10 protein-coding genes are annotated in these 12,068 nt (G+C 66.8%); 5 read left to right on the top strand and 5 right to left on the bottom strand.

What is annotated here, in order from left to right; genetic code table 11:
* The first annotated feature begins 14 nt into the window (after positions 1-14).
* Positions 15-470 (top strand): nuclear transport factor 2 family protein, encoded by a 456-nt coding sequence (locus CDO44_RS21025; protein WP_158213371.1) that lies wholly within the window; start codon positions 15-17, stop codon positions 468-470.
* Between the two features lie 26 nt (positions 471-496).
* On the opposite strand, the gene CDO44_RS21020 is transcribed toward CDO44_RS21025, so the two are convergent.
* Positions 497-1,471, bottom strand: coding sequence for a tripartite tricarboxylate transporter substrate binding protein (locus CDO44_RS21020; protein WP_233146296.1), 975 nt, complete (start codon positions 1,469-1,471; stop codon positions 497-499).
* A gap of 30 nt (positions 1,472-1,501) precedes the next feature.
* Entirely contained in the window at positions 1,502-2,656 is a 1,155-nt protein-coding gene (locus tag CDO44_RS21015; RefSeq protein WP_233146295.1) for a M20 aminoacylase family protein, read from the bottom strand.
* Positions 2,657-2,787: 131 nt separating this feature from the next.
* On the opposite strand from CDO44_RS21015, the gene CDO44_RS21010 reads away from it, so the two are divergent.
* The 4 genes from CDO44_RS21010 (at position 2,788) to CDO44_RS20995 (ending at position 8,879) form a co-directional block, all read left to right on the top strand.
* Positions 2,788-3,237 (top strand): MarR family winged helix-turn-helix transcriptional regulator, encoded by a 450-nt coding sequence (locus CDO44_RS21010; RefSeq protein ID WP_158213370.1) that lies wholly within the window; start codon positions 2,788-2,790, stop codon positions 3,235-3,237.
* 77 nt (positions 3,238-3,314) lie between these two features.
* Positions 3,315-6,806 (top strand): DNA polymerase III subunit alpha, encoded by a 3,492-nt coding sequence (gene dnaE / locus CDO44_RS21005; RefSeq protein WP_087782239.1) that lies wholly within the window; start codon positions 3,315-3,317, stop codon positions 6,804-6,806.
* A 4-nt stretch (positions 6,807-6,810) separates the two neighbouring features.
* Positions 6,811-8,097: an O-antigen ligase gene (locus CDO44_RS21000; protein WP_144389564.1), complete on the top strand. Its 1,287-nt coding sequence runs from the start codon at positions 6,811-6,813 to the stop codon at positions 8,095-8,097.
* Positions 8,094-8,879: a glycosyltransferase family 25 protein gene (locus tag CDO44_RS20995; RefSeq protein ID WP_087782237.1), complete on the top strand. Its 786-nt coding sequence runs from the start codon at positions 8,094-8,096 to the stop codon at positions 8,877-8,879. Before CDO44_RS21000 ends, CDO44_RS20995 begins: the two co-directional genes overlap by 4 nt.
* On the opposite strand, the gene CDO44_RS20990 is transcribed toward CDO44_RS20995, so the two are convergent.
* From CDO44_RS20990 to CDO44_RS20980, 3 genes are read right to left on the bottom strand one after another with little or no spacing between them, the layout of a single operon-like run.
* Positions 8,864-9,928, bottom strand: a complete 1,065-nt coding sequence (locus tag CDO44_RS20990) for a glycosyltransferase family 4 protein (protein WP_087782236.1) — start codon at positions 9,926-9,928, stop codon at positions 8,864-8,866. The genes CDO44_RS20995 and CDO44_RS20990 overlap by 16 nt on opposite strands.
* Positions 9,925-11,103 carry a glycosyltransferase family 9 protein gene (locus CDO44_RS20985; protein ID WP_158213369.1) on the bottom strand — a complete coding sequence of 393 codons (1,179 nt, stop codon included), beginning with the start codon at positions 11,101-11,103 and terminating at the stop codon, positions 9,925-9,927. Before CDO44_RS20985 ends, CDO44_RS20990 begins: the two co-directional genes overlap by 4 nt.
* Positions 11,100-12,065 carry a glycosyltransferase family 9 protein gene (locus CDO44_RS20980; RefSeq protein WP_087782326.1) on the bottom strand — a complete coding sequence of 322 codons (966 nt, stop codon included), beginning with the start codon at positions 12,063-12,065 and terminating at the stop codon, positions 11,100-11,102. Before CDO44_RS20980 ends, CDO44_RS20985 begins: the two co-directional genes overlap by 4 nt.
* Positions 12,066-12,068 lie beyond the last annotated feature (3 nt).

Raw genomic sequence — 12,068 nt, 5'->3', positions numbered from 1 at the left:
AATGGCCGACAACGATGACGGACAAACTGGAGGCGCAGGCCCTGGTCCAGCGTACGGCGCGTCTGCTGGACCAGGAAGACCTGGATGGTTGGCTCGCGCTGTTCGAAGCCGACGGCGTTTATGAAATAGCGTCTTATTCGCCGGAGCTGCGTCTTCCGCAGTCGTGGTGGCGTTCGGACGCGGCGGGCTTGGGCAAGATTCTGGCCGAAGTGCCGCAGCACGTCAGGGATCCGGCCCGGCGCCGGCGCGTCGTAGGCGCAGGCGTCGTGGAGATCGAGGACGGACGCGCCCGGGTCGAGTCGCCGTTCGCGGTTTACCGGACCACGCCGGAAGGCGAGACCAGCCTGTATGTCGTCGGGCGCTACGAAGACATGCTGGCGCGCGCTGCCGACGGCGCCTGGCGCTACCGGACGCACCGCGCGGTTCTGGACACCCGGGTGCTCGATGCTTTCACCCACCTGCCGCTGTAGCGCGGGCGCGGGTGCGCGCCGAGCAATCAATCCAGCGAAATATTCGCCTTCCGGATCACCGGTCCCCACAGTTCGTGGTCGGCCTGGATCCGGGCGGCGAATCGTTCGGCGCTGGACAGGTAGACCTCCGAGCCGTGCGAAGCGTAGAGCTTTTTCATGTCTTCGGCCTGCACGGCCTTGGCGATTTCGGCGTTGAGCTTGTTCACCACGGCGGCCGGCGTGCCGGTGCGGGTGACGATGCCGAGCCAGACGGAGTCTTCGTAGCCGGGCAGGTTCTGCTCGGCGAAGGTGGGCACGTTGGGCAGGTTGGCCAGGCGCTCGCGCGTGTTGACGGCCAGGCCTTTCAGGCGGCCGTCCTTGATCTGCGCCTCGATCAGCGCCGAGCCCGCGAGGTAGAGCTGGGTACGGTCGGCGATGGTGGAGTTCAGCGCGTCGGGGCCTGACTTGAACGGCACGTGGACGATGTCGGCGCCGGTTTGCAGCTTGAACATCTCGAACAGCACGTGCGGGGGCGAGCCGTTGCTCGACGACGCATAGTTCAGCGTGCCGGGCTTTTCCTTGGCCAGCGCCACCAGGGCTTTCAGCGAGTTGGCCTGGAGCGCCGGGCTGGCGGCCATCACCATCGGGATCGTCGCGACCGGGCTGACGGCCTGCAGGTCCTTGCTGGGATCGTAGGGCAGGTTCTTGAACAGGTACTGGTTCCAGACCGCGTGGGCATTGGTGACGATGGCCAGCGTGTAGCCGTCGGCCGGGGCGTTCTTCAATTGCGTCATTGCCACCAGGCCGCCGGCGCCGGGCTTGTTCTCGACCACCACGGCCTGGCCCAGGGATTGCCGCATTTTCTCGGCGATGGGGCGGGCGAAGAGGTCGGGCAGGCTGCCCGGCGCGCCGTTGACGATCAGGTGGATGGGCCTGGCCGGATAGGTCTGGGCCTGGGCCGGCGCGGCGGCCAGCATGGCGAGCCCCAGCAGCGGGGCGGCGAGACGGCGGGTATTGAACATGGCGGGTCCTGGCGATTGGCGGGTAAGGGGTCAGGCCTGCAGGCGTCGGCGGGCGATCTCGACCATGACCGACATGCCGACGGGCAGCACGTCGTCGTTGAAGTCGAACTTGGGGTGATGGCACATGTGGCCGCCATTGCCGAGGAAGAAGTAGCACCCGGGTTTTTCCTGCAGCATGTAGGCGAAGTCTTCCGACGCCATGAGCGGCGCGATGTCGGGCTCCAGTCCGGCCAGGCCCACCACGGCCAGCGCCGCGTCCCGCACGACCTGGGCCTGTTCCGGGCTGTTGATGGTCGCGGGCGAGGTCTGCAGGTGCTCGAACTCGATGCGGCAGCGGTGGGTTTGTTCGGCGCCGGCGCAGATCTCTTTCAGGCGCTTGAGGATCTCGGCCTGGACGCCGTGGTCCAGCGTGCGCACCGTGCCTTCGAGCACGGCCTCGCCGGCGATGACGTTGATGGCGGTCCCGGCGTGGAACTGGCAAACGCTGACCACCGCGGTCTGGAGCGGATCCACCGACCGGCTCACGATGGTTTGCAGGGACTGCACCAGCGCGCTGCCCACCACCACGGGATCCACGGTGCGGTGCGGGCTGGCCGCGTGGCCGCCGACGCCATGTATGCGGATGCGGAACAGGTCGCACGCCGACAGGATGGCGCCGTTGCGCACGCCCACGCGGCCGGGTTCGAGCGGGGGATGGTTGTGCAGGCCGTAGACCTCGTCGCACGGAAAGCGCTCGAAGAGCCCGTCCTGGATCATCGAGGAGCCGCCTCGCAAGGTTTCCTCGGCCGGCTGGAAGATCAGGTGCAGCGTGCCGCGGAAGTCGCGCCGGGCGGCGAAGTGCCGCGCGACGCCGAGCAGGATGGCCGTATGCCCATCGTGGCCGCAGCCATGGAACAGGTTGGGCTTGACCGACTGGTAGGGCAGGCCTGTCTGCTCCTGCATGGGCAGCGCATCCATGTCGGCGCGCAGGCCGACGTTGCGCCCGGGGCCCAGCGAGCCATGGATGACGCCGACCACGCCGGTGCCGCCGATGCCGGTGTGGGTGTCGATGCCCCACTCGCGCAGCCGGGCGGCGACGAAGGCGGCCGTTTCGTGTTCCTCGAAGCCGAGTTCCGGGTTGCGGTGAAGCATGCGTCGCCACGTGGTCATGTCGTGGGCGTGGGTGTCGGGCACCTCGATATTCATTGCGATCCTGTATCGGTTGCTGCCAAAAAATAGGATGCTATTTCAACTATTGAATTTTGCACTCAGTATTTACCCCGCCCGGGGCGAGAGGCATACAATGCGCCGATCCTTCTCCAAGGCCCGAGACCGCCGTGACCAAGAAGCTAGAGACCTATTTCACGTATAAGCTCGACCTCATCAAGAGCGAGGCGGTGCGGCAGGTCAACGAGCTCTATCGCAAGGACCTGGGGCTGGTCGTGCGCGACCTGCGCGTCCTGAGGCAGATCGGCGACGCGCCCGGCATCAGCGTGTCGGCGTTGCAGGCGGCCACCTTCATCGAGAAAACCGTGCTTTCCAAGGTCGTGGCCCGGCTGATCGAACTGGGGCTGGTCGAACGGGCCATCAGTCCGCGCGACGCCCGCGCGTTCGAGCTGACGCTGACGGCCAAGGGGCGCAAGGTGCGCGAGCGCGCCGACCGGATCGGCGCGGCCCACGAGCAGGAGGTCATGTTCGGCGATTTCAGCCAGGAGGAGCTGGACATGCTGGATGGCCTGCTGGACAAGCTGATGCAGTCCCTGCGGAGGTCTTCCCCGGCGCGCTGACGGCCGGCCCGGAGAGGGGATTCGTCCGGATGGCCGATAGGTCTTTCCGTCGGCCCGCAGGAGGCTAAAATGCCGGCATGTTACAGTCGCCTACTCCTCCCTTCGTCCACCTGCGCGTCCACTCCGAGTTCTCGGTGTCGGACGGCATCGTCCGCATTCCCGACCTGGTCAAGCGCGTGGCCGCCCTGGAGCAGCCGGCGGTCGCCCTGACCGACTTGTCCAACCTGTTCGGCCTGATCAAGTTCTACAAGGCGGCGCGGGGCAAGGGCATCAAGGCCATTGCCGGCTGCGACGTCTGGGTTTCCAACGACGCCGACCGCGACAAACCCTACCGGATGCTGCTGCTGGTGCGCGACCGGGGAGGGTACCTCAATCTGTGCGAACTGCTGACCCAGGCTTTCCTGACCAACCAGCATCGCGGACGCGGCGAGATCCGGCCCGAATGGCTGGAAACCTACGGAGCGGGGCTGATCGCCCTGTCCGGCGGCCGCCAGGGCGACGTGGGACAGGCGCTGGAGACCGGCAACCAGGAGGCGGCGCTGGCGTTCGCGCGCCACTGGATGAAGGTGTTCCCGGACGGCTACTACATCGAGCTGCAGCGCGCCGGGCGCGAAGGCGACGAAACCTATGTCCAGGCCGCGATGCGGCTGGCGGCCGAATGCGGAGCGCCGGTGGTCGCCACGCATCCCGTGCAGTTCCTGGAGCGCGGCGACTTCCGCGCGCACGAGGCCCGCGTCTGCATCGCCGAGGGCGAGATCCTGGCCAATCCCCGGCGCCAGCGCGTCTACACGGAGGAACAGTATCTGTTGTCCTCCGACGAAATGGCCGAGCGCTTTGCCGACGTGCCGTCCGCGCTGGCCAACACCGTGGCCATCGCCACCCGCTGCAACCTGACGCTGGAGCTGGGCAATCCCAAGCTGCCCAACTTCCCCACGCCCGAAGGGGTGACGCTGGCCGAATACCTGGTGCAGCTGTCCAGGGAGGGCCTGGAGCGGCGCATGGCGCAGCTCTTTCCGGACGAGAAGGAACGCCAGGCGCACTGGGAGGAATACAGCCAGCGGCTCGACAAGGAATGCCAGACCATCATCGACATGGGCTTTCCTGGTTACTTCCTCATCGTGCAGGACTTCATCAACTGGGGCAAGAACAACGGCGTGCCCGTGGGGCCGGGGCGGGGTTCGGGCGCCGGTTCGCTGGTGGCGTTCAGCCTGGGCATCACCGACATCGATCCGATCCGCTACGACTTGCTGTTCGAGCGCTTCCTGAACCCGGAACGGGTATCGATGCCCGACTTCGATATCGACTTCTGCCAGGACAACCGCGACAAGGTCATCGAATACGTCAAGCAGAAATACGGGCGCGACGCCGTGAGCCAGATCGCCACCTTCGGTACCCTGGGCGCCAAGGCGGTGATCCGCGACGCCGGGCGCGTGCTGGACCTGCCTTACCTGTTCTGCGACGGGCTCTCGAAGATCATCCCGCATTCGCCGGCCGACCCGTGGGACCTCGAACGCGCGCTCAAGGAAGAACCCGCGTTCAAGGAACGCTATGACAACGACGAGGAGGCCCGGGCGCTGATCGACCTGGCCAAGCCGCTCGAGGGCCTGACCCGGAACATCGGCATGCATGCGGGAGGCGTGCTGATCGCGCCGGGCAAGCTCACCGATTTCTGCCCGCTGTACTGCCAGCCCGGGCAAAGCCACATCGCGGTGTCCCAGTTCGACAAGGACGACGTCGAGGCCGTGGGCCTGGTGAAGTTCGACTTCCTGGGGCTGCGCAACCTGACCATTCTCGACTGGGCCGTGCGCTACGTGCGCGAGTTCAACGAGGGCATGCGCGATTTCGACGTCATGGCGCTGCCGCTGGACGATCTCGATTCCTACAAGCTGCTGAGCGACGGCAACACCACCGCCGTGTTCCAGCTGGAATCGCGCGGCATGAAGGAACTGCTCAAGAAGCTGCGCCCCAGCAACTTCGAAGACATCATCGCCGTGCTGGCGCTCTATCGCCCCGGCCCGCTGGGCTCGGGCATGGTGGACGACTTCGTCAACCGCAAGCACGGCCGCGCCAAGGCCGAATACTTCCATCCCGACCTGGAGCCGGTCCTCAAGAGCACGTACGGGGTCATCGTCTACCAGGAACAGGTGATGCTGATCTCCCAGATCATCGGCGGCTACACGCTGGGCGGCGCCGACATGCTGCGGCGGGCCATGGGCAAGAAAAAGCCCGAGGAAATGGCCAAGCACCGCGAGATCTTCCAGTCCGGCGCGGAGAAGAAGGGCTACGACCCGGACATCGCGGTCACGCTGTTCAACCTGATGGAGAAGTTCGCGGAATACGGCTTCAACAAGTCGCACACCGCCGCGTACGCGCTCATCGCCTACCAGACCGCCTGGCTCAAGGCCCACCATCCGGCCGAGTTCATGGCCGCGACCATGTCGTCCGACATGGACGACACCGACAAGGTACAGATCTTCTGGGCCGATACCGTGGCCAACAAGGTCAAGGTGCTGCCGCCCGACATCAACCTGTCCAATTACCGCTTCGAGCCGGTGCTGGACGAATATTCGGCGCGCGGGCAGCCGCCGCGCACCATCCGCTACGGGCTGGGGGCGGTCAAGGGCACCGGGCAGAGCGCGGTCGAGGAAATCCTGCGCGCGCGGGCCGAGAAGGGGCCGTTCACCGACCTGTTCGATTTCTGCCGGCGCATCGATCGCCACGTGGTGAACCGCCGCGCCATCGAGGCCCTGATCAAGGCCGGCGCATTCGACACGCTGTCGCCCAACCGCGCCGCGGTCCTGGCGACCCTGGGCACGGCGATGGACGCCGCGGAACAGGCCGCCCGCGCGGCCAGCCAGGTGTCGCTGTTCGGCGGCGACGACCACGCCGACCTGGCGGGCGAGCTGGCCGATGTCGAGCCCTGGGACGAGCGCGAGCGCCTCGGCCAGGAAAAGACCGCGCTGGGTTTCTACTTCAGCGGCCACCTGTTCGACGCCTATCGCACCGAAGTCCGCCGGTTCGTGCGCACCCCACTGTCCAACCTGCAGCCCAGCCGCGACCTGCAATGGATGGCGGGCATCCTGTCGGCCGTGCGCACGCAGATGACACGGCGCGGGAAGATGGTGTTCGCCGTGCTTGACGATGGCACGGCGCAGGTCGAGATCTCGGTGTTCAACGAGCTGTACGAGCGGCACCGCAGCCGGCTGCGCGAAGACCAGTTGCTGATCGTCTCCGGCAAGGTCAGCAACGACGAGTACTCCGGCGGCATGCGTATCGTGGCCGACGAACTGTTCGACCTGCAGATGGCGCGCGAGGCCAAGGCCCGCGCGCTGTCCATCCGCCTGAACGGCAACGCGCACGCGGACTCCCTGCGTGAAGTCCTCAACCCGCATCGCGCCGACCCCGAGAACGGCTTCCCGGGTACGCCGGTCGAGATCGTCTACAACCGCGGCGATGCCAAGTGCGTGGTGCGCCTGAGCGAGGACTGGCGGGTACGGGTGCCCGACGTGCTGATCCAGCAACTGGGCAAGCTGACGGGGCAGCCGGCCGACGTCGGGCTGGAGTACTAGCGGCGTGGTTGGTCTGTCGAGGGCTGTTCGTTCGGCGATGGGGTTCGCGGGTCTGCAGGGGCTGCTCGCGGTATTGCTGGCGCTGTTCCCGGTGTTCCTGCTGCCGAAGATGTCGGTTTCCAACGCGCTGTTCACCGTGCTGGCTTGTTGGGGGCTTGGATGCCTGCTCATGCCCGGACGCGACCGGGAGCGCTGGGGCACTTACTGGCGCAGCGCCGGTGGCCTGAGCCTGGCATTTCTGCTGTGGCCGCTGGCGGTGGCCATCCAGCAGGCAGTGGCCGGGCAGCCGATCAACATTCCTTACCTGTTCACACGCTTCGTCCTGCTGTTCGTGCTGGCCTGGGGCCTGACCAGGCTGGGGGCGAAACGACTGGAGTGGATGGCCTGGGGGTGTGCCGCGGCGGCTTGCTATGCCGCGGTGTGGATTCATTTCGCCACCCTCGAGATGCGACCGGACCACGTGGGAATCTACAACATCATCCCTTTTTCCAACCTGGCTTTGTTGATGGGGGCGCTGGCGGCCATCTCCATCGGATGGGACGAGCCTCGGCAGTATGCGATCCATGGGGTGAAGCTGCTGGCGATGTTGGCCGGCATGTATGTCGCGTATTCGGGGCAGACCCGCGGTAGCTGGCTGGCCGTCCCGGTGCTGGTCTGTGTCGTATGTGCCTCATATCGTCATGGTTCCCGCAAGCTGCGGGTAATGGCGCTGAGCGCGCTGGTGGTCGTCGGCGTATCGATTGCGGGTACCAGCGACATGGTGCGGGAGCGGGTGGCCGAAAGCGTGGCGGCACTGGCGGGCGGCAAGAACACGCTGGATAGTTCGAGCGGTGGTCGCATCCAGGTGTGGCACGCATCGCTGAGACTTTTTGCAGAACATCCCTGGACCGGGGTGGGAAGGGAGCATTTCAGAGATGCGCTCAGGGAACAGGCCAAGGCGGGGCTGATCACACGAGAAGCCGCAGAGCTTGCCCATTCCCATAACGATATTCTGTATGCGATGGCCGCCTACGGCGTTCCCGGTCTCATCGCGGTACTGACGCTTTATCTGGCTCCCGCGGTTTTCTTCGGCAGGAGGTTGCGCCGTGCGGACCCTCGTGTTGCGTGTGCGGCGGCAATGGGACTGACCACGGCTGTGAGTTTCTTCATTTTCGGGCTGACCGAGGCCATGTTCAGTATTTCGATCACCAATGCCTTCTACGTTCTGATCATGGCGTGGCTGGTGGCATTCATCGTTTGCCGGGAGCCGGCCCCGAGAGGCGCGATGAGCCAGGAGGCCGTTCACTCATGATGCCGATATACGTCATCAATCTCGAGCGTGCCGCCGAGCGTCGACGGAAAATCGGGACGCAGTTGGATCGTTTGGGGCTGTCCTACGTGCTTTGCCAGGCCGTGGATGGAGCGCAACTTGACGCGCAGGCTGTCTCCGCCCTGTACGATGAGGTTACCGCTACACGCGATTACCGGCCGCTGTCGCGTGGCGAGCTCGGTTGCGCCCTGAGCCATCTGGCCGTCTATCGGCGGATGCTGGACGAAGGCGCCGACCGGGCTCTGGTGCTGGAGGACGATGCCGCGCCGGGCGTCGACGTGCCGCGAGTCCTGCGGGAGTTAGAGCGCGTACTGGACCCGGCGAGCCCGACGGTGGTGCTGTTGTCCCATGTCGACAAGTACACGCGCTGGGGCCGCCAGTCGCTGGACGGCCAGAGGCATCTGGTAAGGCGATACGGACATTGGTGGCTTGCCCATGGTTACATCGTGACGCGTGGAGCCGCCGAGCGCATGCTGGCGGCCTTGCAGCCGGTCTGGAGCGCAGCCGATTTCTGGGCGGGATTCGAGCGCCGGGGCATCGTTCGGGTCCGGGCCGTCGTGCCCAGCTGCATAGGGTTGACCGAACTCGCGCAGACCTCGTACCTGGAGGGCGGGCGGGTCGACCTGGACACTGCCGAGAAATCCCGGCGCAGCATCGGCTATTACCTCAAGCGCTATTTGTATCAGCGTTTCCTGCATCAGATCCTGGTGCGGCCCTTCCTGCGGGTCGCACGGCAGCGTCCGCCATCTCAGCCGCCGGCCTGAGCGGTGGCCAGGTCGAGAACGATGCGCGCATGGGCCAGGACGTCAGTGGCATAGGACAGGTGGGCGGACGGCGACGATAGCCGTGCGCGACCCTCGTGGACCCGTGCCACGCAGCCGGCGATGGCGTCAGCCAGCGACGCCGGGCTATCCAGGTCGAACGTGACGCATGCCTCGCGCGACAGCACCTCGGCGCAGCCGGTGTCGCGCGGCAGCACGGCCGGAGTGCCGCATAGCACGGACTCCGGACCGACCAGGCCGAAGGGTTCGTAGCGCGAGGCCAGAATCGTAAAATCGGCGGCGCGATAGCAGTCCTCGATGTCCTGCCGGTAGCCGATGTAGCGGATCCGGGGCGACTGCGCGTCGACCGGCCGGCCGGCGACGAGCAGGCACACCGGCAGCGCCGTGTCCTGGAAGAACGAGGCGAGTTGCTCGTATCCCTTGCGGCCATGGCCGGTGGAGGGGAACAGGAACGCGACTTGCCCGTCGGAGATGCCCAGCGCCCGCCGCAATTCGAGGCGGCGCTCGGGTGTCACGGGTACGAATCGGGTAGCGTCGACCGGCGGATAGGCGACATGGAGTTTGCCGGCGGGGAGGTCGTAATACCGTTCCAGTTCTCGAGCCATGAAGCCGGAGTGCGCGACCACCTTGCGGGCATGGGCGTAGTGGCGCGATTCGAGCCGGATCTGCCAGCGATCCGACCATTTGGGCGAGCGTTGGGCATGGGCGAGGAATCCCTGGTGCGTGCCGCCGCAAATGGCGATGTCGGACGCGGCGGTGCGGCTGCATCCGATCAGGACGTCCACCCCGTGGCTGTCCTTGAGCGCGCGGACCCGCGCCGAAAAATAGTGATCGCGCAGTTTCGAGGGCAGGGCCCGGACGTTGATCCGTACCGGTTCCACGTAGGCATGTTCGGGAATGGCCGTGTCGAATTCGCGGGCGAAGACCAGGGGACGCACTCCCAGCCGATGCAGCCCACGCACCAGGTCCATGGTGTAGCGTTCCATGCCGCCGCCGTAGCCGAAACGGTGGCAGGCGATAGCGAGTTTCATGGCTGGGTTTCCGCTGGTGGGGCAGGGACAGCATCCCCGCCGCCGGGTTGCCGGCGCAGTATGGCGACCGCTTCCTGGCATACGCGTTCCGGAGCCATGCGGTCCAGGCATTCGGAGTGGCTTTCGCGGTGCCGCTCACAGCCTTCCTGCTGGCACGGCACGCATGCGCGGAAGGGTTCCTGCAGCAGGACGACGTTGCCGCGTACTTGGCTGGATGCGCGCTGGTCCCAGGGCGGCTCCAGCCCGTCGGGCGGGCTGGGGCCCCATTGGCGGGGCTCGGTTGGGCCGAACAGTGCCAGGGTAGGAGTGCCACAGGCGGCGGCCAGATGGGTCGTGGCGGTGTCCGGTCCCACGTACAGCCGGGCCAGATGCAGGAGATCGGCCAGTTCGCCCAGGCCCAGGCAGCCCTGGATGCGGATGACGGCCGCGCGGGTCGGGGCGTCCAGCGCGGCCAGGATCTCGTCCAGGTACCGGCTTTCCGCTTCGCCCGGACCGCCGCTCAACAGTAGGCGTAAGCCTTGCTGCCGCAATTCGCCCATGAGGCTGGCCCAACCTGCCGTATGCCATCGCTTGTAGCGCCAGCGTGGCGAGGGATGGATCACCGCGAAAGGCTGGCGTGGATCGAAAGGAGCGGTGCCGTGCAGGTACGGCGAGAGTTTTTCCGCCCACGCCTCAGGAGCTATCTGGCCCGTCGGGGGGATGACGGTGCGGGCGGACGGCACGCCCAGCATCTGCACTACCCGTTCGTTTTCGCGAACGCGATGGGTGATCCCGTCGACCGACAGAGCGTGTCGCAGCAACAGCCTTTTCCACCAGGAATGGCTGCGTTCGGTCGAGACCAGTCCAATCCGCCGAGGTGCCGCCACGAAACCGAACAGGTGGGGTTTGTCGCCGGGTTGCGGCACCACGGCGAGGTCGTAACGGCGCCAGAGCTGGCGGGCGAGCGCAAGGATTTCCTCGCGTGCCGGGCGTTCGGGGATGGTGTAGACCCGGCGGATGTCCGGGTTGTTCTGCAACATGCTTTCGGTGCCCTTGAACACCAGCATGTCGACCTCGCAGCCAGGATAGTGCTGGCGCAGCGCATGGGGCAGGGGGGTGGTCAGCAGCACGTCGCCCAGGTAGCGCAGGGCGACGACCAGGATCCGCGGTGTCTTCGCGGCAGTCCTGCGGCTCATGCGGTGTCCCCTTGGGCCAGCCGTTCGACGGCGGCGACGACTTCGGGCACGGCCGGCCATTGCCCCTCGGCGCCCAGGCAGACTGCATCGGGCGACCATGGGCCGGTGCGCTCCCGGCGAGTGACGCCGAATAGGGTGACTTGGCGGGCGCCCGCGGCGGCGGCAACATGCGACGTACCCGAGTCGTTGCATACCACCGCGGCGGCGTGCGTGGTCAGGGCGGCAAAGGCACCCAGGGACAGCGGCGGCAGTACCGTGGCGGACGGGACGGCCGCGCGCGAGACGGCCACCTCGTGCGGGGGCGGACAGATCGCGCAAGTCCATCCGCGTTGCCCGAGCGCCTCGGCCAAGGCGCCGAACCCCGGCCATGCCTTGGGCCGGCCGTGGTGCAGCCCGGCGGCGATGGGCGCCAGCAGGACGAAGGGGCCCGTGATGCCTGCCTGCGCCAATGTTTGCGTGGCGTGTTCGTGGTGGGCCGCCGTCAGGGGCAGCGCGAGGCGCTTGCCGGGTTCCGGAGGCCGGCTGGCCGGACCGGGGTGCCAGCGCCGTAGCGTCTCGTAGGCCAGCCGGTAGAACACCTCCACCTCGTGCAGGCCATGCGGCTTGGGCAATGCCCAGCTCAGCAGCAGCGACCGGCCATCGCCGCGATAGCCTGCGGATCGGATGCCGGCCAGGCGAAACAGTGCGGCGCTGGACAGTGAATTGGGGAATATCAGGCCACGCACCGAGCCGTGACCGGCCAGCGAGCGGCGCAGCGTCTGCCTGATTTCGCCGAACGAGCGGCCCAGCGCGATGAATCCATCATGGCCCGTCAGGCCGGAGAACAGGTCCTGGGCCCAGGCGCGTCCGCAAAGCACCAGCGGGTGGCCTTCCCGCCGCAGCAACTCGAGGGCGGGCAGGCACATGCAGGCATCGCCAACCCAGTTAGGCAGGCGTACGTAGATGGAGTCGGCGCGTGGCATCAA

The sequence above is a fragment of the Pigmentiphaga sp. NML080357 genome, assembly GCF_002188465.1.
In the GTDB taxonomy this organism is placed as follows: Bacteria; Pseudomonadota; Gammaproteobacteria; order Burkholderiales; family Burkholderiaceae_B; genus Pigmentiphaga.
The sequence above is the reverse complement of the archived record's forward strand: the minus strand, read 5'-3'. Positions and strand labels throughout refer to the sequence as shown.

Bases quoted from the DNA above. Each gene is read 5' to 3' on its own strand.
- CDO44_RS21025 (WP_158213371.1), top strand. From the start codon at position 15: ATGACGGACAAACTGGAGGCGCAGGCCCTGGTCCAGCGTACGGCGCGT.
- CDO44_RS21020 (WP_233146296.1), bottom strand. From the start codon at position 1,471: ATGTTCAATACCCGCCGTCTCGCCGCCCCGCTGCTGGGGCTCGCCATG.
- CDO44_RS21015 (WP_233146295.1), bottom strand. From the start codon at position 2,656: ATGAATATCGAGGTGCCCGACACCCACGCCCACGACATGACCACGTGG.
- dnaE (WP_087782239.1), top strand. From the start codon at position 3,315: ATGTTACAGTCGCCTACTCCTCCCTTCGTCCACCTGCGCGTCCACTCC.
- CDO44_RS20995 (WP_087782237.1), top strand. From the start codon at position 8,094: ATGATGCCGATATACGTCATCAATCTCGAGCGTGCCGCCGAGCGTCGA.
- CDO44_RS20990 (WP_087782236.1), bottom strand. From the start codon at position 9,928: ATGAAACTCGCTATCGCCTGCCACCGTTTCGGCTACGGCGGCGGCATG.
- CDO44_RS20985 (WP_158213369.1), bottom strand. From the start codon at position 11,103: ATGAGCCGCAGGACTGCCGCGAAGACACCGCGGATCCTGGTCGTCGCC.
- CDO44_RS20980 (WP_087782326.1), bottom strand. From the start codon at position 12,065: ATGCCACGCGCCGACTCCATCTACGTACGCCTGCCTAACTGGGTTGGC.